General features: G+C 73.0%; 21 protein-coding genes and 1 riboswitch. Of the genes, 14 read left to right on the top strand and 7 right to left on the bottom strand.

From position 1 onward, the window contains the following. Window positions 1-58 precede the first annotated feature (58 nt). The 3 genes from IW245_RS20570 (at window position 59) to IW245_RS20560 (ending at window position 2,461) form a co-directional block, all read left to right on the top strand. Complete coding sequence (locus IW245_RS20570; RefSeq protein ID WP_197004802.1) at window positions 59-799, top strand: hypothetical protein; 741 nt, start codon at window positions 59-61, stop codon at window positions 797-799. 86 nt (window positions 800-885) lie between these two features. Beyond that, window positions 886-1,668 (top strand): S1C family serine protease, encoded by a 783-nt coding sequence (locus IW245_RS20565; RefSeq protein ID WP_233473034.1) that lies wholly within the window; start codon window positions 886-888, stop codon window positions 1,666-1,668. A gap of 28 nt (window positions 1,669-1,696) precedes the next feature. Next, complete coding sequence (locus tag IW245_RS20560) at window positions 1,697-2,461, top strand: hypothetical protein (RefSeq protein ID WP_197004801.1); 765 nt, start codon at window positions 1,697-1,699, stop codon at window positions 2,459-2,461. Window positions 2,462-2,564: 103 nt separating this feature from the next. On the opposite strand, the gene IW245_RS20555 is transcribed toward IW245_RS20560, so the two are convergent. Beyond that, window positions 2,565-3,125, bottom strand: coding sequence for a DUF3000 domain-containing protein (locus IW245_RS20555; RefSeq protein ID WP_197004800.1), 561 nt, complete (start codon window positions 3,123-3,125; stop codon window positions 2,565-2,567). 95 nt (window positions 3,126-3,220) lie between these two features. Here IW245_RS20555 and hemE point away from each other — a divergent pair, with 95 nt between their 5' ends. Next, window positions 3,221-4,231: a uroporphyrinogen decarboxylase gene (hemE, locus tag IW245_RS20550; protein WP_197004799.1), complete on the top strand. Its 1,011-nt coding sequence runs from the start codon at window positions 3,221-3,223 to the stop codon at window positions 4,229-4,231. 293 nt (window positions 4,232-4,524) lie between these two features. Here the strand turns inward: hemE and IW245_RS20545 are convergent, their stop codons facing one another. After that, window positions 4,525-5,325, bottom strand: a complete 801-nt coding sequence (locus IW245_RS20545) for a HEAT repeat domain-containing protein (RefSeq protein ID WP_197004798.1) — start codon at window positions 5,323-5,325, stop codon at window positions 4,525-4,527. A gap of 64 nt (window positions 5,326-5,389) precedes the next feature. Between IW245_RS20545 and hemG the strand changes: the two genes are divergently transcribed. From hemG to hemQ, 3 genes are all read left to right on the top strand, one after another. After that, window positions 5,390-6,775 (top strand): protoporphyrinogen oxidase, encoded by a 1,386-nt coding sequence (gene hemG, locus IW245_RS20540; protein ID WP_197004797.1) that lies wholly within the window; start codon window positions 5,390-5,392, stop codon window positions 6,773-6,775. Between the two features lie 23 nt (window positions 6,776-6,798). Further along, on the top strand, window positions 6,799-7,737 hold the full coding sequence (locus IW245_RS20535; protein WP_197004796.1) for a MerR family transcriptional regulator: 939 nt from the start codon (window positions 6,799-6,801) through the stop codon (window positions 7,735-7,737). Window positions 7,738-7,800: 63 nt separating this feature from the next. Then, window positions 7,801-8,499 (top strand): hydrogen peroxide-dependent heme synthase, encoded by a 699-nt coding sequence (gene hemQ, locus IW245_RS20530; protein ID WP_197004795.1) that lies wholly within the window; start codon window positions 7,801-7,803, stop codon window positions 8,497-8,499. A gap of 62 nt (window positions 8,500-8,561) precedes the next feature. On the opposite strand, the gene IW245_RS20525 is transcribed toward hemQ, so the two are convergent. Beyond that, the gene (locus IW245_RS20525) at window positions 8,562-9,023 is read right to left on the bottom strand and encodes a GNAT family N-acetyltransferase (protein ID WP_197004794.1); all 462 of its coding nucleotides are present in this window, start codon (window positions 9,021-9,023) and stop codon (window positions 8,562-8,564) included. A 56-nt stretch (window positions 9,024-9,079) separates the two neighbouring features. Between IW245_RS20525 and IW245_RS20520 the strand changes: the two genes are divergently transcribed. The 4 genes from IW245_RS20520 to cobM are packed head-to-tail and all read left to right on the top strand — an operon-like array spanning window position 9,080 to window position 12,727. After that, complete coding sequence (locus IW245_RS20520) at window positions 9,080-10,369, top strand: AMP-binding protein (protein WP_233473033.1); 1,290 nt, start codon at window positions 9,080-9,082, stop codon at window positions 10,367-10,369. Continuing rightward, entirely contained in the window at window positions 10,366-10,749 is a 384-nt protein-coding gene (locus IW245_RS20515) for a TIGR03618 family F420-dependent PPOX class oxidoreductase (protein ID WP_233473032.1), read from the top strand. Before IW245_RS20520 ends, IW245_RS20515 begins: the two co-directional genes overlap by 4 nt. Further along, window positions 10,746-11,987, top strand: a complete 1,242-nt coding sequence (cbiE, locus tag IW245_RS20510) for a precorrin-6y C5,15-methyltransferase (decarboxylating) subunit CbiE (RefSeq protein ID WP_197004792.1) — start codon at window positions 10,746-10,748, stop codon at window positions 11,985-11,987. Before IW245_RS20515 ends, cbiE begins: the two co-directional genes overlap by 4 nt. After that, window positions 11,984-12,727 (top strand): precorrin-4 C(11)-methyltransferase, encoded by a 744-nt coding sequence (gene cobM, locus IW245_RS20505; RefSeq protein ID WP_197004791.1) that lies wholly within the window; start codon window positions 11,984-11,986, stop codon window positions 12,725-12,727. Before cbiE ends, cobM begins: the two co-directional genes overlap by 4 nt. Window positions 12,728-12,820: 93 nt before the next feature. Here cobM and IW245_RS20500 read toward each other — a convergent pair whose 3' ends face one another. Beyond that, window positions 12,821-13,891 (bottom strand): cobalt-precorrin-5B (C(1))-methyltransferase, encoded by a 1,071-nt coding sequence (locus IW245_RS20500; RefSeq protein ID WP_197004790.1) that lies wholly within the window; start codon window positions 13,889-13,891, stop codon window positions 12,821-12,823. Window positions 13,892-13,923: 32 nt separating this feature from the next. On the opposite strand from IW245_RS20500, the gene IW245_RS20495 reads away from it, so the two are divergent. After that, on the top strand, window positions 13,924-14,706 hold the full coding sequence (locus tag IW245_RS20495; RefSeq protein ID WP_197004789.1) for a cobalt-precorrin-6A reductase: 783 nt from the start codon (window positions 13,924-13,926) through the stop codon (window positions 14,704-14,706). Between the two features lie 26 nt (window positions 14,707-14,732). After that, the gene (locus IW245_RS20490) at window positions 14,733-15,275 is read left to right on the top strand and encodes an orotate phosphoribosyltransferase (RefSeq protein WP_197004788.1); all 543 of its coding nucleotides are present in this window, start codon (window positions 14,733-14,735) and stop codon (window positions 15,273-15,275) included. Window positions 15,276-15,319: 44 nt separating this feature from the next. Here IW245_RS20490 and IW245_RS20485 read toward each other — a convergent pair whose 3' ends face one another. The 3 genes from IW245_RS20485 to IW245_RS20475 are packed head-to-tail and all read right to left on the bottom strand — an operon-like array spanning window position 15,320 to window position 18,845. Further along, the gene (locus IW245_RS20485; RefSeq protein ID WP_197004787.1) at window positions 15,320-16,852 is read right to left on the bottom strand and encodes a precorrin-2 C(20)-methyltransferase; all 1,533 of its coding nucleotides are present in this window, start codon (window positions 16,850-16,852) and stop codon (window positions 15,320-15,322) included. Continuing rightward, window positions 16,849-17,481 (bottom strand): precorrin-8X methylmutase, encoded by a 633-nt coding sequence (locus IW245_RS20480; protein ID WP_197004786.1) that lies wholly within the window; start codon window positions 17,479-17,481, stop codon window positions 16,849-16,851. The genes IW245_RS20485 and IW245_RS20480 overlap by 4 nt, the downstream gene beginning before the upstream one ends. Beyond that, on the bottom strand, window positions 17,478-18,845 hold the full coding sequence (locus IW245_RS20475) for a ferredoxin-like domain-containing protein (RefSeq protein ID WP_197004785.1): 1,368 nt from the start codon (window positions 18,843-18,845) through the stop codon (window positions 17,478-17,480). The genes IW245_RS20480 and IW245_RS20475 overlap by 4 nt, the downstream gene beginning before the upstream one ends. Before the next feature lie 81 nt (window positions 18,846-18,926). Then, window positions 18,927-19,021: riboswitch (cobalamin riboswitch) on the top strand. Between the two features lie 51 nt (window positions 19,022-19,072). On the opposite strand from IW245_RS20475, the gene cobN reads away from it, so the two are divergent. Then, window positions 19,073-22,639 carry a cobaltochelatase subunit CobN gene (cobN, locus tag IW245_RS20470; RefSeq protein ID WP_197004784.1) on the top strand — a complete coding sequence of 1,189 codons (3,567 nt, stop codon included), beginning with the start codon at window positions 19,073-19,075 and terminating at the stop codon, window positions 22,637-22,639. The last annotated feature ends 33 nt before the right edge of the window (window positions 22,640-22,672 follow it).

The raw sequence follows: 22,672 nt of genomic DNA, 5'->3' as shown, positions 1-22,672 counted from the left end.
CCTCCTCGCCGGCTGACGCTTTGCTCATGGTTTATGCGACTTGCGGAGCCTCGCTACGGTGAGGGTCCGCACAGTGTGTCTGGAGAGCATGATGTCGAACCCTCAGGGCCCAGGAGAGTACGGCCAGGAGCCGCCGCCGGTCTACCGGCCCGACGACTCCGACCAGGCCACGCTGAACGTCCAGCCGGCCCTGTTCCAGCCGCCGTTCCTCCAGCAGGAGCAGGCCACCCAGCAGACCCTGCCGGGGGCGCAGCCGGCGGCCAGGCCCGTGCTGTTCCCGCCGGACCCTCCGGGCGTGTTCCCGGTGCCGCCCCGGCACGAGCCGCTCCCGGTCTACTCGGGCCCGCCCATCTCCGGCACCCCGGTCACCGGCTACGGCCTGACGCCCCGGCCGGCCGGCCGCTCGAAGGCCGTCCCGATGCTCGCGGCCCTGTCGGTGCTGCTGTTCCTCGCCGCCGCCGTGATGACGGGCCTGTACATCACCGGCACCGGGGAATCCGAGGCCGTCCGGAAGAAAGCCGACTCGGTCGCCGGCAAGGATCAGCGGATCTCCGAGCTCACCGCGACGGTCGCCTCGAAGAACGCCGAGTTGGAGAAGACCAAACAGCAACTCGCCGGCTCGCAGAACGAGGGAAAGGACCTCGAGGAACAGAAGAAGGTGGTCGCCACCTGCCTGCGGCTGACTTTCGACTTCCTCAACACCTTGTCGGCCGGCGACGAGGCCAGTAAGGCGAAGGCCCAGGAAATCCTGGGACAGATGAGAACACCGTGCAATCAGGCCGAGCCGTATATCAAATAGTGACGGATAACAGCTAGGGCGACACCCGTGCGGATCTGTATGGTGAGCACTCGCAGTTGCATTCCGGGGGAGAAAAAAATATGTCGGTGACGCACCACGACTCCGTGCGCCTCCACGCTCCACAATCCAGGCCCCGACGTAGCTGGCCCGGGATCCTGGCCCTCGTCCTCGTCGTGGCACTCACCGCCGCGGTGGGTTTCCAGGCCTTCCAGATCGCCACGCTGTCCCGGCGCGCCGCCGACCGGGAATCCGCGCTGGAGCAGCGCGTCAAGGACCTGGAGCGGCGGGCCGGCAACGCCATCGACACAGCGGCGGTCGCCAAGAAGGCCCGCCCCAGCGTGTTCACCGTCGTCGCCGGCCGCTCGCAGGGCACGGCCTTCGCGTTCGGCAAACCCGCGCCCTCCGGCGGCACCTATCTGCTGACGAACTACCACGTGGTGGCCGACGTCGTCGACAAGGGAGTCTCCGACGTCAACCTCGAGCGGGAGAACGAGCTCTACCCGGCGAAGATCGTCGAGAAGGACAAGGACCGCGACCTCGTGGTCCTCCTCACCACGGAGGTCTTCCCGAAACTGGAGATCCTCGGCGTGGACGTCACCCCGGGGTCCCCGGTGGTGGTGGTCGGCGCGCCCAAGGGCCTGACGGACAGCGTCACCTCCGGCGTGATCAGCGCGATCCGGGAGTTCCCCGGGGAGTCCCGCAAGAGCATCCAGTTCGACGCGCCGATCAACCCGGGCAACTCCGGCGGCCCGGTGCTCGACAAGGACGCGCGGGTGATCGGGGTCGCCACGGCCAAGGTGACCAACGCCGAGGGCATCGGGTTCGCCATCGCGATCGCGGAGGCCTGCGCGGCCTTCTCCCTCTGCTAGAACCCCTGACAGGTTGGAGCGACACACCATGTCCCACCCCGATAGCCCGCACCCTTACGACGCCCAGCGCCCGGCCGACGGGGCCGCGGAGGGGCCGTACAACTACGAGGTCCAACCCGGCTACTCCCAGCCGGCGCAGCCCGACTACGCCCAGCAGCAGCAGCCGCAGCCCGGCTACGTCGCCCCGCAGCCCCAGCCCGGCTACCAGCAGCAGCCGGCCACGCCGGTCTACCAGGCCCCGGAGCAGTACGCCGCGCCCACCTCGGGCGTCCCGGTCACCGGCGGGCCCTATCCGGCCACCGCCGCGTACCCGACCACGGGCGCCCCGGCCGCGTACCCGACGACGGGCGCGCCCGCCGGCTATCCGACCCCCGGCGCCTACGGTGCCCCGGACGTGCTGCTGTCCGGGCCGAAGAAGAGCAAGGCCGTGCCCGTGCTCGCCGGCCTGCTCGCGATGTTCGTCATCGTCTCGGCCGTGCTCGCGGTGCTGTTCGTCTCCAAGAGCGGCGACTACACCAAGTCCCAGGCTGAGGTCGCGACCAAGTCCAAGACGATCACCGACACCAACGCGGACCTGACCAAGGCCAAGGCCGAGGTGGAGAGCCTGAAGCAGCAGCTCACCGGATCGCAGAACAAGACGAAGGAAAGCGAGAAGGCCAAGACGGCCCTCGCGACGTGCCTGAAGTTCATGGACGACTTCATCGCGGCCCTCGCCAACAACAAAACCGATGAGGCCAAGCAGATCATCAAGGACATGAAGGAGCCGTGCAAGGAGGCCGACAACTACTACTAGGCCCCGCACGAGGAAAGGCCCGGCCGACCGCCGGGCCTCATCTCTTGTCGAAAACCATTGTTCGGGTACGCCGCGTTTCTCCCCCGGCGCGCGACGGCGCGACTCAGGCGGAGGTCGGCAGCAACGCCACTCCGGGCGGGGGCAGGCCGGCGGTGGAGGCCAGCAGCACGCACCACGCCTCCAGGTGCGCGCCCAGCTCGTCCGGATCCAGCGGGGTCCACGAGGCCCGCAGTTCCACGTCGGCGGCCGCCGGCTCGCCGGCCAGCCCGCCGAACCGGGTGGACAGGGTCTGGGTGACGGTGCCCCCGGCGGCGCGGTGCCCGGCCCCGGCGGCGCTGAGCGCGTCGATCAGCCAGCTCCAGCTCACCTCGGGCAGCATCTGGTCGGCGGCGATCTCCGGCTCCACGTCGGCCGTCACGTACGTCACGAGGCGCAGGGTGCCCTCCCAGGCCTCGTGCCCGGCCGGGTCGTGCAGCAGCACCAGCCGCCCCGTGGCCACCTCGTCGTCGTGGCGCAGCACGGTCGCCCCGAGCGCGAACGCGTACGGCGCGAGGCGCTTGGGCGCCGTGATCTCCTCGAGCAGGATCTCGGCACGAGGGTGGACCGATCTCAGCCCCTCGACCGCTCTGCGGAACGGATCGGGGGGCACACTCGTTGGCCCCATGAGTCGCAGCATAGGACCGGGCGTGGCCGCGGGTGGCCGCGCCGCGCCGTGCGGAACCCGGTGCCCTCGGCCTCCGCCCGGCGGCGCGTGCGACGATGGTCGGGATGAGTGCTTTCCTCGCCGCCGTGCGCCGTGAACCCGTCCCCCACACTCCGGTCTGGTTCATGCGCCAGGCTGGGCGTTCGCTCCCGGAGTACCGGAAGATCCGCGCCGGGACCGGCATGCTGGAATCGTGCCGGACGCCCGATCTGGTGACAGAGATCACTCTCCAGCCGGTCCGGCGGTACGGGGTGGACGCCGCCATCTTCTTCAGCGACATCGTGGTGCCGGTGGCCGCCGTCGGGGTGCCGATCGACATCAAGGCCGGCGTCGGCCCGGTGCTCGACGAGCCGGTCCGCACGGCAGCCGACGTGGCCGCGATCCGCGATCTGACCCCCGAGGACGTCCCGTACATCACGGAGGCCGTCCGCCAGCTCGTCGGGGAGCTTGGCGACACCCCGCTGATCGGTTTCGCCGGCGCGCCGTTCACCCTGGCCAGCTATCTGGTCGAGGGCGGCCCGTCGCGCAGCTACACCAACACCAAGGCTCTGATGTACGGCGCGCCGGACATCTGGCACGCCCTGTGCGCGAAGCTGGCCGGCATCGCCCGGGTGTTCCTCGAGGTGCAGATCGCGGCGGGCGCGCGCACCGTGCAGCTGTTCGACTCCTGGGCGGGCGCGCTGTCGGAGGCCGACTACCGCCGGTACGCGATGCCGCACTCCGCGGCGGTGCTCGACGGCCTGACCGTGCCCCGGATCCACTTCGGGGTCGGCACCGGCCACATGCTGGAGGCCATCGCCGAGGCGGGCGCCGACGTGGTGGGCGTCGACTGGCGCACCCCGCTGGACGTGGCCTCGGCCCGGCTGGGCGCAGGCTACGCGGTGCAGGGCAACCTGGACTCGATCGTGCCGTTCGCCCCGGTCGAGGTGATCGAGCGGGAGGTCCGCCGGGTGCTCGCGGAGGGCGCGAAGGCCCCGGGGCACGTGTTCAACCTGGGGCACGGCGTGATGCCGGACACCGACCCGGACGCCCTCAAGCGCATCGTCGACCTGGTCCACGAGAACTAGGCCTGCGGAGGCTCCGCCGCCCGGCCCGGACACGTGGGGTCAGGCGTCGCCGGGCGCGTGGGCGTCGGCGTACCCGTCAAGGCTGTTGGTTGTGCGGGGCGTCGGCGCCGGTTGTCGTCACGGCGTCGGGTCCGCTGTCCCGGCATGGTCTGTGCCGCGTGGAGGTCGTCCACGGCCGGGAGGTCTTCCGTGGACCACACCGTCCACGGGCAGTACGTCATCGGGATCGGCCCACGAGCGTGGGGCACGTCCCTCCCTGTCCCGGCACGGAACGCTCCGCGCGGGGGTGGTGCTCAGGTCCAGCCGTGTTCCTTGGCGTCCTGGGCGAGGCCCGAGCCGTACAGCGCCGCCAGGGCCGACTCGTCGCCGATCAGCCGGTCGCGGACCGCTGAGGCCAGGTCGACGGATCTGTGCGCCGCCAGGTTGAGCATCGTGAGGGCGACGCCCCACCAGTAGGGCTTCGGGTCCTTGGCGCTCGGGCCGCCGTGCCGGAACCAGTCGGCCAGGCCGTCCACCAGGTCCTCGCCGACCCCGTCGGGATCCGTGAGCCGCAGCGCGGCGCACACCCGGGGCACGTCGGCGGCCTGCCAGCCGTCGAGGTGGCCCCTGACCAGGGTGTGCAGACTGGGGTCGCCGAGCGCTCCGGCGGCCTCGATCTCCATCAGCCAGACGTTCTCGTGGGCCAGGGCGCGGGCGACGGCGGGCAGGGCCCGGGGGTCGCGCCGTTGGGCCAGGCCGAACAGGGCCTCGCACCGGGTCTCGTTGTCCGGGTCGGCGAGCCGGGCGGCGAGGGCGTCCCGCAGCTCCGGGGTGTCGATGTCGGGGCACTGGGTGCCGAGGGCGAAACACGCCCAGTCGCGCACGTCCGGGAACGGGTCGCAGGTGAGGCGCAGCAGCGCGGCGATCACCGCCTCCGGTTTCGGGTCGGCCAGCAGTGGCAGTTGTGCGGCCACCGCCTGGCGGACCTGAGGGTCGTCGTGGTCGGCGAGTGCGAGGATCACGGGCAGCTCGAGTGGGTCCTCGCACGAGTAGACGGCGGCGGCCAGTTCTGCGGCCGGCGTCAATGGATCATGGGCAAGAGCTGCGATGTTCACGTTTCGAGTCTGACTTGTCGGGGCGCACTCTGCTAGTGGCTTTTCGTTACGAGAGGATGTGGGCGTGGCACATATCGTGATCGTCGGCGGAGGCGTGGCCGGGTTGACCGCGGCGTACCGGCTCCGGCAGCGCCAGCCGGAGATCCGGCTCACTGTCGTGGACCAGGCGCCGGAGCTCGGCGGCAAACTGCGGTCGGCGACGCTCGCGGACCTGCCGGTGGAGGCCGGGGCCGAGGCGTTCCTGTCCCGGGACCCTGCGGTGCCCCAGCTGGCCGCTGACCTGGGACTTCAGGTCGTGCACCCGTCCGGGGCCCCGGCGGCGATCGCGCTGAAGGGGCGGCTGCATCCGATCCCGGCGGGCACCCTGGTCGGCGTGCCGGGGGACCTGGCGGCGCTCGCCGGGCTCGCGAAGGCCACCCCGGAACCGGTCACCCATGGCCCGCTGCTGGCCCCCGGGGCCGACATCTCGGTCGGCGAGCTGGTCCGGGCCCGGTTCGGAGGGGAGGTGGTCGACCGGCTCGTGGATCCGATGCTCGGCGGCGTGTACGCCGGGCGCGCCGACCAGCTCTCCCTCGCCGTGACCCTGCCCACTCTGGCCGCGGCGGCCCGCCGGTGCGACACGCTGGTCGGCGCCGTCCGCCTCGCGCTGGGCACCCCGACCGGCCCGGCGACGGGCCTCGCCGCCGGGGCCGGCTCCCCGACGGCGGCCGCCCGGCCGGTGTTCGGGACGATCGTCGGGGGGATGACCGCCCTGGTCCAGGCCCTGGCCGAGGCGTCTGGCGCGGAGCTGCGGCTCGGGCTGCCGGTCCGGGAGCTGGCCCGGACGCCGACCGGGTGGCGGCTGGTGATCGGGTCGACCCGTTCGCCGGAGGTGATCGAGGCCGACGGCGTGGTCCTCGCACTGCCGGCCCGCCCGGCCGCCCGGCTGCTGCACGAGTACTGCCCGGCGGCGGCCGACGAGATCGGCGTCCTGGACTACGCGAGTGTGGCCCTGGTCTCGCTGGCGTTCCCCGGCATACAGATGCCCGAGATGTCGGGTTTCCTGGTGCCGGCCTCCGAGGGGTACGCCACCAAGGCCGTCACCTTCATCGACCGCAAGTGGCCGCACCTGGCCGCCCCGGACCTGAGCCTGGTCCGCGCGTCCCTCGGGCGCTACGGCGACGAGCGGGTCCTGCAACGCCCCGACGGCGAGCTGGTCGACCTCGTCCGCGGCGAGCTGGCCGACCTGCTGGGCCGGGAGCTGCCGGTACCCGTCGACGCGTACGTGCGCCGGTGGGGCGGGGCGCTGCCGCAGTACACCCCGGGGCACCTGGACAGGGTGCGGCGCGCGCGGGCGGCACTCGACGGCGACCCGACGATCAGTCTGGCCGGAGCCGGCTACGACGGGGTCGGCATCCCGGCGTGCGTGCGGTCCGGGACGGCCGCCGCAGAGCACTTGACTCTCCACTGACGGGAGACCCGAGGGTTAGCGGCATGGAAGGCGAACACCCGCTCTACGGCATCGGTGACCTGGCCCGGCGGACCGGCCTGTCGGTCAAGACGATCCGGTACTACTCCGACGCCGGGCTGGTGCCGCCGACCGACCGCAGCCCCGTCGGCTACCGGCTGTACGACCTCGACGCGCTCGCCCGCCTCGACCTGGTGCGCACCCTGCGCGACCTGGGCGTGGACCTCGCCACCATCCGGCGGGTCCTCGACCGGGAGCTGGGGATCGCCGAGGTCGCGACGATGCACGTCGAAGCCCTGGACGCGCAGATCGCCACGTTGCGCCTGCGCAGGGCCGTACTGCGCGCCGTGGCCAAACGGGGCTCTGACCCGAAGGAGATGAGCCTCATGCACAAACTCGCCCGGCTGTCCGACGCCGAACGCCGGCAGATGCTGACCGACTTCCACGACGAGGTGTTCGCGGACCTGGACGTCAACCCGGAGTTCGCCGCAAAGCTGCGGACCACGATGCCGGAGTTGCCCGACGATCCGACCCCGACCCAGGTCGAGGCGTGGATCGAGCTGGCCGAGCTGGTCGGGGACCCGGACTTCCGGACCCGGACCCGCCGGATGGCCGAACTGCACGCGGCCGACCGGGAATCGCAGGACCACGCCCGGTCCTACGAGGGCTGGGAACAGGCCGGGATGGAGTTCAGCGAGCGCGGGGTCGCCGCCGCCGATGCCGGGGTGGACCCGACGTCGGCCGAGGGCCGGGCCATCATCGACGAGCTGGTCGGGCTGTTCGTCGCCGGGCACGGCGGACCGGACACCCCCGAGTTCCGGACCTGGCTCATCGAGCAGGTCGAGGTCGGCTCCGACGCCCGGGTCGAGCGCTACTGGCAGCTGATCGGCACCATCAACGGCTGGCCTGTCTGGCCGAGCCGGATGCACGGCTTCGCCTGGCTGGTGGCGGCGCTGCGCGCCTGACCCTGTCCGGCGACCGCCTGACCCCCAGGGGCCGGGCGGTCGCCGGACGGGCAAGATGGGGGCATGAGCAACCCGAACGCGTCCCGGATCAACGAACTCAACGACACCATCCGGTACACCGCGTGGTCGGTGTTCCGGGCGACCGAGAAGCTGCCCTCCATGCGCGGTGACATCGCCGCCGAGGTCGAGGACGTCTTCGCCCAGTTCGGGGCGAAGGACCTGGTCGTGCGCGGTACGTACGAGGTGTCGGGCCTGCGCGCCGACGCCGACCTGATGATCTGGTGGCACGCCCCCGACAGCGACGTCCTCCAGGACGCCTGGTCCGCGCTGCGGCACACCAAGCTCGGCCGGGTGCTGGAGCCGGTGTGGTCGCAGTTCGCGCTGCACCGGCCGGCCGAGTTCAACCGGAGCCACATCCCGGCGTTCCTGGCCGGGCAGGCACCGCTCAAGTACGTCTGTGTGTACCCGTTCGTGCGCTCCTACGAGTGGTACCTGCTGCCGGAGGAGGAGCGGCGGGCCATGCTCGCCGCGCACGGGAAGATGGCCCGGGAGTACCCGGACGTGCGGACCAACACCGTGGCCAGCTTCGCGCTCGGCGACTACGAGTGGATGCTGGCGTTCGAGGCCGACGAGCTGTACCGGATCGTCGACCTGATGCGGCACCTGCGCGCCTCCGACGCCCGCCGGCACGTGCGCGAGGAGGTCCCGTTCTACACGGGGCGCCGGCGCGAGCTGAGCGAGATCCTCGCGGCCCTTCCGTAGCCGCCGGTCGCCTGCCCGGTCGCACGCCGCGCGGCCGGGCCGGTCGCCGTCGAGGCCCTGGGCTAGCCGCCGGCGGGCGGGGGCTGGCTCGACGGGGCCGGGCGGAACATCGGCGTGTGCGGGATGCCGTCCTCGACGTAGTCGGGGCCGCTGACCGTGAAGCCGTGCCGGGCGTACAGCGCGGTCACGCCGCTCTGCGACTCCAGCCGGACCGGCCGGTCCCCGATCGCGGTCAGCGCGCCGGCCACCAGCTGGTCGCCCAGTCCCTTGCCGCGCCAGGCCGGGGCCACCACCACCCGGCCGATCCGGGCCGCGCCGTCCGGCTCGTCGAGGACCCGCAGGCACGCCGTGACCTGCTCGCCCTCGGCCAGCCAGACGTGCAGGGTGCCGGGTTCGAGGTCGCGACCGTCGAGATCCGGGTACACGCAGTTCTGCTCGACGACGAAGACCTCGGAGCGCAGCCGCAGCAGCGAGTACAGGATGGTGGTCGTGATCTCGGCGAAGCCGGCCGTTCTGAGGATCATGGCCGCAGCCTAGTCTGGCGGCGGGGGCACGACCCACGAACTTGCGAGGAGGAACCGTGACCGATCTGCTGCCCGCCCTGAGTGGGGCGTTCGGTGACCGGCCCGACGCCGTGGTGGTCGACGGCGAGGCCACGAGCTGGGAGAACCTGCGCGACCGGGCCCAGCGACTGGCGGACCGGGCCACGGGCGCGCCGGCCCTGGCGGTGCACGCGACGGCCTCGCTGGACACGGTCGTGGCCGTGGTCGCCGGGCTGCTCGCCGGGGTGCCGGTGGTGCCGATGGCGCCGGACGCGGGTCCTCTGGAACGCGACCACGTGCTGTCGGACTCGGGCGCGGTGGCCGTGGCGGACCTGCCCGGCGACGGCCCCCGGATCGCCGGCGACGCAGCGCTGATCCTCTACACCAGCGGCACCACGGGAGCCCCCAAGGGCGTGCAACTGTCCGCCGCCGCGCTCGCCGCCGACCTCGACGCGCTCGCCGAGGCCTGGGCGTGGACCCCCGACGACACCCTCGTGCACGGCCTGCCGCTGTTCCACGTGCACGGCCTGGTCCTCGGCCTGCTCGGCGCGCTGCGGACCGGCTCCCGGCTCGTGCACACCGGCCGCCCCGCGCCGGCTACCTATGCTTCAGCAAGGGGCACCCTCTACTTCGGCGTCCCGACCGTCTGGTCCCGGATCGTCGCCGAGCCCGACGCTGCCCGGGAGCTGCGCGCGGCCCGGCTGCTGGTCTCCGGCAGCGCCGCCCTGCCGGTGCCGGTGTTCGCACGTCTCGAGGAACTGACCGGTCACCGGCCGGTCGAGCGGTACGGCATGACGGAGACCCTGATCACCATCAGCTCCCGCGCCGACGGCGAACGCCGCCCCGGACATGTCGGCACGCCCCTCGCCGGGGTCGAAGCCCGGCTGGCCGGCGAGGACGGCGAACTGCAGGTCAGGGGCACGACCCTGTTCGACGGGTACCTGAACCGGCCGTCGCCGTTCACCGAGGACGGCTGGTTCGCGACCGGGGACATCGCGGAGCTGGTCGACGGTCAGTACCGGATCGTGGGCAGGGCGTCCACGGACCTGATCAAGTCCGGCGGGTACCGGATCGGGGCCGGCGAGGTCGAGAACGCCCTGCTCGCGCACCCGGGAGTCCGGGAGGCCGCCGTCGTCGGCATGCCGCACGAGGACCTGGGCCAGGAGGTGGTCGCCTTCGTGGTCGCCTCCGGGGTGACGGCCCGCGACCTGATCGACTTCGTGGCCCGCGAGCTGTCCGTGCACAAGCGCCCCCGGCGGGTGGTCCTCGTCGGGGCCCTGCCGCGCAACGCCATGGGAAAGGTACAGAAGAAGCTGTTATGCAGGTGAGTGACGCTTTTCGCGAGTTCTGGACCGAGCGGCACCTGAGCACGCTGACCACGATCCGCCGCGACGGCACCCCGCACGTCGCGCCGGTCGGGGTCACCCTCGACGCGGACGCCGGCATCGCCCGGGTGATCTCCTCGGGCACCTCGTTCAAGGCGCGCCGGGTCCGGGCGGCCGGGGCCGAGGGGGTCCGGGTCGCGGTGTGCCAGGTCGACGGCCGGCGGTGGTCCACCCTGGAGGGCATCGCGGTACTGCGCGACGACCCGGAGTCGGTGGTCGACGCGGTGGCCCGCTACTCCGCCCGCTACAAGCAGCCCCGGGAGAATCCCGAGCGGGTGGTCCTGGAGATCACGGTGACCCGGATCCTCGGGAACGTCCGATGATCACGGTGGTGGGGATCGGCGCGGACGGCTGGGCGGGGCTGGCCCCGGGATCGCGGGCCGCCATCGCCGCCGCGGAGGTGCTGGTCGGCAGCCCCCGCCAGTTGGACCTGGTCCCGAGCGGCGATCCGGTCGCCTCCGGTGGCCGGCGCCGGGGCGACGCCTCGTCGTCCGAACACAACGGCCGTGTCGGGCCCGAACGGATCACGCTTCCGACCCCGCTCGCCCCCGGCCTGCCGGCGCTCCTCGGCCGGCTCGAAGGCCGCGACGTGTGCGTCCTGGCCAGCGGCGATCCGTTGTTCTACGGCATCGGCTCCACCCTGATCCGGCTGCTCGGCCCCGACGCCGTCCGGGTCCTGCCGCACCCGTCCTCGGTGGCGCTGGCCTGCGCGCGGCTGGGCTGGGCCGTGCAGGACACCCCGGTCCACTCCGTCGTCGGCCGGCCCGTCGAGGCGATCCACCCCGGCGGACGTTTCCTCGTGCTCAGCGCAGACGGCCGCTCACCCGCCGCCGTGGCGTCCTTCCTGACCGCACACGGGTACGGGGCCAGCCGGCTCACCGTCCTCGAACAGCTGGGCGGGCCGGTGGAGCGCCGGCTCACGGGTACCGCGGAATCATGGTCCTTCGAAGATCTTGATCCGCTGAACGTGATCGCCGTCGAGTGCCCCGAACCGCCCGCCTCCCGGGTCCCCGGCCTGCCCGACGAGTCCTACGACCACGACGGGCAGCTCACCAAGCGCGAGATCCGGGCGCTCACCCTGGCCCGGCTCGCGCCCCGCCCCGGCGAACTCCTCTGGGACGTCGGCGCCGGCAACGGCAGCATCGGCATCGAGTGGATGCGCAGCCATGTGACCTGCCGGGCGCTCGCGATCGAGTCGCACCCGGACCGGCTGGCCAGAATCGCGGCCAACGCCGCAGCCCTGGGCGTGCCCGGACTCCGGATCGTCGCCGGCCGGGCCCCCGAGGCGCTCGGCGGCCTCGACGCCCCCGACGCCGTGTTCGTCGGCGGCGGGCTCACGGTCCCCGGGGTCGTCGACGCGTGCTGGGACGCGCTGCGGCCCGGCGGCCGGCTCGTCGCCAACGCGGTCACCCTGGAGACCGAGGCCGTGGTCGCGGCGCGTTTCGGCACCCTCGGCGGCGACCTCACCCGGATCGCGGTGGCCAGGGCCGCGCCGGTCGGCGGATTCACGGGCTGGCGCCCCGCCATGCCCGTCACACAGTGGACGGTGGTCAAGGAATGACAGTGCACTTCATCGGGGCCGGCCCCGGCGCGGCGGACCTGATCACGGTACGCGGCCGGGACCTGATCGCCGCCTCCCCGGTCTGCCTGTACGCCGGCAGCCTCGTGCCCGTCGAACTCCTGGCGCACTGCCCGCCCGGCGCGCGCCTCGTCGACACCGCTCAGCTGAACCTGGACCAGATCGTCGACGAACTGGTCACCGCGCACGCCGCCGGCCTCGACGTGGCCCGGCTGCACTCCGGCGACCCGTCGGTGTTCTCCGCGATGGCCGAACAGCTCCGCCGGCTCGACGCCGCCGGGGTGCCCTACGACGTGACGCCCGGGGTGCCGGCGTTCGCCGCCGCGGCGGCGGCGCTGGGACGGGAGTTCACGGTGCCCGGGGTCGGGCAGACCGTCATCCTGACCCGGACGGCGGCGCGGGCCACGCCGATGCCGCCGGGGGAGGACCTGCCGTCGCTGGGACGGTCGGCGTCCACCATGGTGCTGCATCTCGCGGTGCAGCGGCTGCGCGAGCTCGTCGACGAGCTGGTGCCGAACTACGGGGCGGACTGCCCGGTGGCGGTGGTGGCGCGTGCCTCGCGCGAGGACGAGCTGATCGTGCGGGGGACGTTGTCCGACATCGCCGGGCAGGTCGAGGAAGCCGGGATCGTCCGGACGGCCGTGGTGGTGGTGGGGCGGGTGCTGACGGCGGGAGAGTTCCCGGACAGCCACCTGTACTCGGTGGCCCGCTGCCGGGCATGACCCCCTCCACCTCGATGATCAACTACACGTTCTTGCAGTTTTTCCCGGCCCAGAAACCGCAACTACGTGTAGTTGATCACCAGGGAGCGGCCCTCAGGCTCGGCCCACGATCACGCCGGCCCGGTCGATGACGATCACGTCCACCTCGACCGGGGCACCGCGCAGGGTGTCCAGGGCCACCTGGCGGGACTGGGCGGCGATCACGTCCCCCAGGGGCAGCCCCTGCGCCTGGCAGAGCCGGAGCGCCTCCAGGGCCGTGTTCGCGCCGCGTACCGACGCGACCAGGTCGTGCGCGCCACCCGCGGCGCGCACGGTCGCGGCCAGCACCTCGAAGTCCACCTGGGAGCGTCCCGAGTGCAGGTCCAGGTGCCCGTTGGCCAGTTTGCACAGCTTGCCGATCCCGCCGGAGATCGTCAGCCGGGGCACCGGGTGCCGGCGGAGGTACTTCAGCACGGCCCCCGCGAAGTCCCCCATGTCGAGCAGCGCCTCCTCCGGCAGGTCGTACACCTCGGCGGCGACCCGTTCCGAGGTGCTGCCCGTGCACCCGGCGACATGGTCGCGGCCGGCGGCGCGGGCCACGTCGATGCCGCGCCGGATGCTGTCGATCCACGCGGAGCAGGAGTAGGGCACGACGATGCCGGTGGTGCCGAGGATCGACAGGCCGCCGAGGATCCCCAGCCGGGGGTTCCAGGTCTTCTTCGCCAGCTCCTCGCCGTGGGCGACGGAGATCTCCACGACGACGTCCCCGGTGCCGCCGTGCGCCGCCGCGACCGCGAGGACGTGCTCGGTCATCATCTTCCGGGGCACCGGGTTGATCGCCGGCTCGCCCACGGCCAGGGGCAGCCCGGCCTTCGTCACGGTGCCGACCCCCGGACCGGCCCGGAAGGTGACCCCGGTGCCGGTCGCCCCGTGCCGGACGGTGGCCGACACCAGCGCCCCGTGCGTGACGTCCGGATCGTCCCCGGCGTCCTTGACGATCCCGGCCGAGGCGAAGTCGGGGCCGAGCTCCTCGCGGGCCAGCGCGAACGACGGCGTCTGCCCCTTGGGCAGCGTGATCTCCACCGGGTCGGGGAACTCGCCGGTCAACAGGGCCGTGTACGCGGCGGTGGTCCCGGCGGTGGCACACGCGCCGGTGGTCCAGCCGTACCGCAGACTGGTGCTCATCGCTTCCCAGCATCCCAGCAGGAGTTCCGGACATGACAACGCGGGTACTCGTCCTCGGCGGCACCGGTGAGGCCCGCCGCCTCGCGGAGGCGCTGGTCGGCCGGGTACACGTCGTGTCGTCCCTCGCCGGCCGTGTCCGCGAGCCACTGCTGCCCCCGGGGGAGGTCCGGGTCGGCGGGTTCGGCGGGGCCGCTGGGCTGGCGGACTGGCTGCGCGCGGAGCGGATCGACGCTGTGGTCGACGCGACGCACCCGTTCGCCGCGGTGATGAGCTGGTCGGCGGCGACCGCGACGGCCGAGGTCGGCGTTCCCCTCCTGGCCCTGCGCCGCCCGGGCTGGACCGAGGGGCCCGGCGACGTCTGGCACCGGGTCCCGACCCTGACGGCCGCAGCCGAGGCCCTGTCCACCTGGCCCGGGACCCCGACCAGGCCCGCCGGGGCGCCGGCCCTCCGGGTCTTCCTGACCACCGGCCGCAAGGAGGTCGGAGCCTTCGCGGACCTGCCGCACTGGTTCCTGCTCCGCTCCGTCGACCCGCCCGAGCCGCCGACCCCGGCCCGGCTGACCGTCGTCCTCGACCGGGGGCCGTTCACCGTCGCCGGTGAGCTGGACCTGCTCCGGGAGCACGCGATCGACGTCCTCGTCACCAAGGACAGCGGCGGCGACCAGACCGTCGCGAAGCTCGCCGCGGCCCGTGAGCTGGGAGTTCCCGTGGTCGTGGTCGACCGGCCGGCGGTGCCGGACACCCCGGTCGCCGCGACCGTCGCCGAGGCCGTCACCTGGGTCGAATCGTTCGGTGGGGGAATGATTCAGGGGTAAAAGTACACATGAGAAGATAGTCTTTTGTGACTACTCTTGATCTCGCGCGCCAGGTCGACTCCACCTGCCGGCTCCGTGGCCAGTTCACCCTCCGGTCGGGCAGGTCCGCCGACGAGTATTTCGACAAGTACCAGTTCGAAGCCGACCCGGTGCTCCTCGACGCCCTCGCCGCAGCCATGGTCCCGCTGATCCCCGCCGGCACCGAAGTCCTCGCCGGCCTGGAGATGGGCGGCATCGCCGTGGTGACCGCCCTCGGCCGGCACGCCGGGCTGCCGTGCGCATTCGTCCGCAAGGAGGCCAAGCCGTACGGGACGGCCCGGCTCGCGGAGGGCGCCTCGGTGGCCGACCGCCGGGTGCTCGTCGTCGAGGACGTCGTCACGTCCGGCGGGCAGATCGCGCTGTCCACGGGGCAACTGCGGGCGCTGGGCGCGACGGTCGACGACGCGCTGTGCGTGATCGACCGGCAGGAGGGCGGAGCCCGTGCCCTCGCGGACGCCGGGATCGTGCTGCACGCGCTGCTGACCCGCGGCGACCTGGAGGCGTCCCGGGGGACCGGCGCGGCCGGGTGACCCTTGGGACCGACGCGCGCCGGGTCGGTCCCCTCCGTAACCGTCTAAAGGGTCGGGTAGTGCCGCGGGGTGAAGACGACGCCGTCGTGGACCTTCGTCTGGGACGAGCCGATGATCAGAAGGCAGCGCATGTCGATCGTGGTCGGGTCGAGGTCCGCCAGGCGCACCACCCGGATCGACTCCTGCGCGCCGCCGACGTCGCGGCCGATCACGACAGGGGTGTCGGGCGAGCGGTGTTCCAGGAGCAGGTCGCGGGCCCGTTCGACCTGCCAGGTCCGGGTCTTCGACGCCGGGTTGTAGATCGCGAGCACCAGGTCGGCGCGGGCCGCGGCCTCCAGCCGGCCCGCGATGACCTCCCAGGGCTTGAGGTAGTCGGAGAGGGACAGCACGCAGAAGTCGTGCCCGAGCGGCGCGCCGGCCCGGCTGGCCACGGCCTGGGCCGCGGTGAGACCCGGCAGGACTCTGACGGGAACGTCGCGCCACCGCTCCCCGGTCGCCACCTCCAGCACGGCGCTGGCCATCGCGAACACGCCCGGGTCCCCGGAGGACACCACGGCGACCCGGCGACCGGACAGCGCGAGATCCAGGGCGAACTCGGCGCGCTCGGCCTCGACCCGGTTGTCGGAGGAGTGCCGGCGCTGCCGCGGGTTGACCGGAACCTTGGCGACGTAGGGGGTGTATCCCACCAGGTCGTCGGCCTCGGCGAGCGCGGCGGACGCCTCGGGGGTGAGCCAGTCCCGGCCGGCGGGCCCGAGCCCGACGACGACGACCTCGCCCCGGGGCCCCGGAACGCCCACGACGGACGGCAGCCCGACCGCCGCCGGTGCGCCAGTCCCGGGCAGCACGCAGTCCTCCGCCGGGGTGGCCGGCGACGGCAGCAGCGCCAGGGAGAAGTACGGCACGGTCGTCGGGTCCACGTCCGCCAACGGTGCGATCCGCTGCGCGCCGGTGCTGGCTCGCTCGACGTACCACGCGTCGTCGAGCTTGCCGGCCCGGTCGAACGCGTTGCGCACCTTGGCGAAGGTCCGGCCGAGCTTCATGACGGCCGCCGCGTCGGTGCCCGCGAGCCGGGCCGCGAGGGTCTCGGCGTCCAGGGTGCCAGGCAGGATGGTCAGCACCTCGTCGCGCTCGACGAGCGGCCGGCCGAGGGCGGCCGACGCGCCGCTGACCGAGGTGACCCCGGGCACGACTTCCGCGGGGAACCTGTGCGCCAGTCTCTTGTGCATGTGCATGTAGGACCCGTAGAACAGCGGGTCGCCCTCGGCGAGCACGACCACGTCGCGCCCGGCGTCGAGGTGCGCGGCCAGCCGGGCGGCCGCGTCGGCGTAGAACTCGTCCATCGCGCCCTGGTAGCCGCCGGGGTGGTCGGTGGTCTCCGTGGTCAGCGGGTAGACCAGCAGCTCCTCGATCTGGCCCTCGCGCAGGTAGGGGGCCGCGACCGAGCGGGCGATGCTCCGGCCGTGCCGGGCGGCGTGGTAGGCGATGACGTCCGCGGCCCCGATCAGCCGGGCGGCCTTGACGGTCACCAGTTCGGGGTCGCCGGGGCCGAGGCCCACGCCGTACAGCTTTCCGGTCACGCCTGGATCTCCTTCTCGTGCGCGATGGCGTTGATCGCCGCCGCCGTGATCGCGCTGCCGCCCCGCCGGCCCTTGACGATCAGAAACTCGATTCCCGGGTACGCAGCGAGCGCCGCCTTCGACTCCGCCGCCCCGATGAACCCGACCGGGATGCCCAGGATGGCCGCCGGCTTCGGCGCGCCCCGGTCGAGCAGGTCGAGCAGGTGGAACAGCGCGGTGGGCGCGTTGCCGATCGCGACGACCGAGCCCTCGAGCCGGTCGGCCCACAGCTCCACGGCCGCGGCGCTGCGGGTCGTGCCCAGGTCCTTCGCCAGCCCGGGCACCCGCGGGTCCGACAGCAGGCACAGCACGTCGTTGTCGGCGGGCAGCCGCTTGCGGGTCACCCCGGAGGCGACCATCTGCGCGTCGCACAGGATCGGCGCGCCTGCCTCCAGGGCCGCGCGGCCGGCGGCGACCACGCCGGGGGAGTACGCGATGTCCGCGGCCAGATCGACCATCCCGCACGCGTGGATCATCCGGACGGCGGCCGTCGCCACGTCCTCGGGGAAGCCGGCCAGATCGGCCTCGGCGCGAATCGTCGCGAACGACTGGCGGTAGATCTCCGCACCGTCGCGCTCGTACTCCGTCACGCCGTCCTCCGCGCCTCGTCGATCACACTCCCCGGGTCCACGGTGGACCAGGTGTCCTCGCCGGCCGTGACCCGGTAGCCGTCACCGGTGGCCAGTACCTCCACGTGCGGGCCGCCGGGCGTGCCGCAGCGCCGGCCGCAGCCGACCCAGTGCACGGGTAGCCCGCCCAGCCCCGTCGGGGCGGCAGTGGCGCCCGCTGGCGCGAACGCGTCGCCGGTCGAGCCGTCCCCGCTCCGGCCACGGGCCGGCACGGCGCCGTCTCCGGTGCCCGGTCGCGGTTGTGGCCCGAGCCAGGCCGTCGCGTCCGCGCGCACGTCCGCCAGGGACTTCGCGCAGCCCGGCAGGCCGGTGCACGCCGTCACGCCGTGCCACGGCGAGGCCGGGTCGACGATCAGGCCGTGGGAGCTTAGCGTGGCCAGCACCCGGTGCGCCTCGGCCCCGGGCACGTCCGGGACGACCACGCCCCGCCACGGGGTGACGATCAACGCACCCCGCGCGACATCCGCCAGGGCCCCGGCCTGCGCTCGGGTCAACCGTCCGAGCGGTGCCACCACCGCCACCGACATCAGCCGGCCGTCCGCCTTCGCCAGCGGATCGCCACTGCCGCCGACCTGCGGGATCACCCCGATCGGGTGCTCGGTCGCCACAGGGAACATCTCGCCGGCCGGTTCGGTCCAGCGCAGTGCCGGGTGGGTCAGGCGGGCCAGGATCCGGCGCGGGCCGTCGGTCAGGTCCGCCAGCCGCCACGCCGTCGAGCCCTGCGCGGCACGTTCCGCCATGAACGCCGCCGCGACCGCGAGCATGCCGTCCACGGCCGCGTCGAGGGTCGTGCACAGGCTGTGGTCGGACCCGGAGAGGGGCAGCAGTACCTGGTCGGCGGTGACAGGGATCACCCCGACGTCGCCGCGCAGTCCGACCACGTCGCCCCGGCCGTCGTCCAGGGTGAACAAGAACCTTCCGGACAATTCAGCGAGGGCCGGGGTCGCGCACAGTCGCCGGTCCAGCTCCGCGACCAGCGGCCGGACATCGACCAGGCCCCGGCCGTCCCGCCCGGACAGCGGCGACGCCAGGATGTTGCGGACCCGCTCGTGGCTCGTCGACGGCAGCAGTCCGGCCTCGGCCAGTCGGGTGCCCAGCTCGGCCTCCGCTCCGGCTGGCAACCCCCTGACCTGCACGTTGCCCCGGGAGGTCAGCTCCAGCAGGGCGTTGCCCAGTTCCGCCGCGGCGTCGGCGACGGCCGTCCACTGGGCGACGGTCACGTGGCCGCCCGGCAACCGGACCCGGGCCAGCCCGCCATCGGCCGCCCGGTGCACCTGGATCGCGCCGGGGCACATGTCGGGCCGGTCGCGGAGGGCGTCGTTCATGGCTCGGATCCTACGGCGGGTGACTTGACGTGGCCTCGCCTCACTCGGGAGAGTGGGCACGCCATATGGGGCGACGTGTGGAGGAAGCCGGTGCGAGTCCGGCGCGGTCCCGCCACTGTCACCCGGGTGGGTGGTGCCGCCGTGCGCCGCCCAGGGGTCCCGGGAAGCCAGGAACTCCTGTCGCCGAACGACTACCCGGGGCGCGGACCCCGAGGGGGAGATGCGCCATGATCCTGCTGTTGTCGACGTCGGACACCGACCTGCTCAGCGCCCGGGCGAGCGCCGGGGAGTACCGGCTCGCGAATCCGTCCCGAACCTCCGTCGAGGACCTGCCAGCCCTGCTGGACGGCGTCGACCTGGTCGTGGTGCGGATCCTCGGCGGTAAGCGCTACTTCGACGAGGGCCTCGACGCCGTACTCGCCAGCGGGCTGCCGGTCGTGGTGCTCGGCGGCGAGCAGGCTCCCGACGCTGAGCTGATGAAGTGGTCGACGGTGCCGGTGGGCGTCGCGACCGAGGCGCACGCGTATCTGGCGCACGGTGGGGCGGCGAACCTCGCCGAGTTGCACACGTTCCTGTCCGACACTGTGCTGCTCACCGGGCACGGGTTCGCGCCGCCCGCCGCCACCCCGGCGTGGGGGATTCTCGACCGCGAGCCCCGCACCGCCACCGGGCCGACCGTCGCGGTGCTCTACTACCGGGCGCACCACGTGGCCGGGAACACCGCCTTCGTGCACACCCTGTGCGACGCGATCGAGAACGCCGGCGGCCGGGCCCTCCCGGTGTACTGCGCCTCCCTGCGCGCCGCCGAGCCCGCCCTGCTGGAGACCCTGAAGCAGGCCGACGCCCTGGTCGTGACGGTCCTCGCCGCCGGTGGCACCAAGCCGGCCACGGCCGGAGCCGGCGAGGACGACGGCGCGTGGGACGTCAGCGAGCTGGCCGCCCTGGACGTGCCGATCCTGCAGGGACTGTGCCTGACCAGTTCGCGGGCCGACTGGGAGGCCAACGACGACGGGCTGTCCCCGCTGGACGCCGCCACCCAGGTCGCGGTGCCCGAGTTCGACGGCCGGATCATCACAGTGCCGTTCTCGTTCAAGGAGATCGACGCCGACGGGCTGACCGTCTACGTGGCCGACCCCGAGCGGGCGGCCCGAGTCGCGGGCACGGCCGTCCGGCACGCCGTCCTGCGGCACATCCCGAACGCGGACAAGAAGATCGCGATCATGCTGTCGGCGTACCCGACGAAGCACTCCCGGATCGGCAACGCCGTCGGCCTGGACACCCCGGCCAGCGTCGTGCGGCTCCTCAAGGCCCTCGGGGAACGCGGCTACCAGGTCGGTGACCTGCCCGGCGTGGCCGACCTGGACGGCGACAAGCTGATCCACGCGCTGATCGCCGCCGGTGGCCAGGACCCCGACTGGCTGACCGCCGAGCAGTTGGCCGGCAACCCGGTGCGCATCCCCGGCGTACAATATGAGAAGTTTTTCGCAAAGCTCCCCGATGATCTGCGCGAGGGCGTCGAGGGCGCGTGGGGTCCGGCCCCGGGCACGCTCTACGTCGACAACGGCGACATCGTCCTCGCCGCGCTCCGCTCGGAGAACGTGGTCGTCATCGTCCAGCCCCCGCGCGGCTTCGGCGAGAACCCGGTCGCGATCTACCACGACCCGGACCTGCCGCCGAGCCACCACTACCTGGCCGCGTACCGCTGGCTGGCCGACTCCTTCGGCGCCGACGCCGTCGTGCACGTCGGCAAGCACGGCAACCTGGAGTGGCTGCCCGGCAAAACGGTCGGCATGTCCGCATCCTGCGGCCCGGACGCGGCGCTGGGCGACCTGCCGCTGATCTATCCGTTCCTGGTCAACGACCCGGGCGAGGGCACCCAGGCCAAGCGCCGCGCGCACGCCACCCTGGTCGACCACCTGGTCCCGCCGATGGCCCGCGCCGAGTCCTACGGCGACATCTCCCGGCTCGAACAGCTCCTCGACGAGCACTCCAACATCGCCACCCTGGACCCGGCGAAGCTGCCGGCGATCCGGGCCCAGATCTGGACCCTGATCCAGGCCGCCAAGCTCGACCACGACCTGGGCCTCGAGGACCGGCCGCACGACGCGGAGTTCGACGAGTTCATCCTGCACGTCGACGGCTGGCTGTGCGAGATCAAGGACGTGCAGATCCGCGACGGCCTGCACATCCTCGGCGAGGCCCCGGTCGGTGAGGCCCGGGTCAACCTGGTGCTCGCGATGCTGCGGGCCAAGCAGATGTGGGGCGGCCAGGTGGCGGCGCTGCCGGGCCTGCGCGAGGCACTGGGCCTGACCGAAGACGGCTCGGCCGGTCGCCTGGAGGTCGACGACGTCGAGGAGACCGCGAAGGCCCTGGTCACGGCCATGGAGGCCCAGGGCTGGGATCCGGCCTCGGCCACCGACGTCGCGACCGGGGTGCTCGGCGTCTCCGACGAGCTGGTCGAGAGCGTGCTCCGGTTCGCCGCCGAGGAGGTCGTGCCCCGGCTCGACAAGACCACCGACGAGATGGCGATGGTCCTGCACGCCCTCGACGGCGGTTACGTGCCCGCCGGCCCGTCCGGCTCCCCGCTCCGCGGCCTGATCAACGTGCTCCCCACCGGCCGCAACTTCTACTCCGTCGACCCGAAGGCCGTCCCGAGCCGGCTCGCGTACGAGACCGGCCAGGCGATGGCCGACTCCCTGCTGACCCGCTACAAGACCGACCACGGCGAGTGGCCCTCCTCGGTGGGCCTGTCGGTGTGGGGCACCAGCGCCATGCGCACCTCCGGCGACGACATCGCCGAGATCCTCGCTCTGCTCGGCGTCCGGCCCACCTGGGACGAGGCGTCCCGCCGGGTCAACGGCCTCGAACCGGTGGACCTGGCCGAGCTGGGTCGGCCCCGGATCGACGTCACGGTCCGGATCTCCGGTTTCTTCCGGGACGCGTTCCCGCACGTCGTGGCCATGCTCGACGACGCCGTGCAGCTCGTCGCCGGCCTGGACGAGGCCCCGGAGGACAACTACGTCCGGGCCCACGTCCAGGCCGACCTGGGTGTGCACGGCGATGCCCGCCGCGCCACCACCCGGATCTTCGGCTCCAAGCCCGGGGCCTACGGTGCGGGCCTCCTCCAGCTGATCGACAGCCGCAACTGGCGCGACGACGCCGACCTCGCCGAGGTGTACGCGGTCTGGGGCGGCTACGCCTACGGCCGCGACCTCGACGGCGCGCCGGCCAGGGGCGACATGGAGACCGCGTACCGCAGGATCGCCGTGGCCGCCAAGAACATCGACACCCGCGAGCACGACATCGCGGACTCCGACGACTACTTCCAGTACCACGGCGGCATGATCGCGGCCGTGCGCGCGCTGACAGGGAAGGCCCCGGCCGCCTACATCGGCGACAGCACCCGGCCCGACGCCGTGCGGACCCGCACCCTGTCGGAGGAGACGGCGCGGATCTTCCGGGCCCGGGTGGTCAACCCGCGCTGGCTGGCCGCGATGCGCCGGCACGGCTACAAGGGCGCGTTCGAGCTGGCCGCGACCGTGGACTACCTCTTCGGGTACGACGCGACGGCCGGCGTGGTCGCCGACTGGATGTACGAGAAGCTGGCCGCGACGTACGCCCTGGACGAGGAGAACCAGAAGTTCTTCGCCGAGTCCAACCCGTGGGCCCTGCACGGAATCACCGAAAGGCTGCTGGAGGCCGCGAACCGGAAGATGTGGGAGCACCCGGACCCGGCGACCCTGGCCGCGCTGCAGGAGCTGTACCTGCGCACGGAGGGTGACCTGGAGGAGTAGTGGTCGCTTGCACTTCTGTCGTAGGCTCGGCCG

The sequence above is a fragment of the Longispora fulva genome, assembly GCF_015751905.1.
In the GTDB taxonomy this organism is placed as follows: Bacteria; Actinomycetota; Actinomycetes; order Mycobacteriales; family Micromonosporaceae; genus Longispora; species Longispora fulva.
This window is presented reverse-complemented; position numbering and strand designations above follow the sequence as displayed.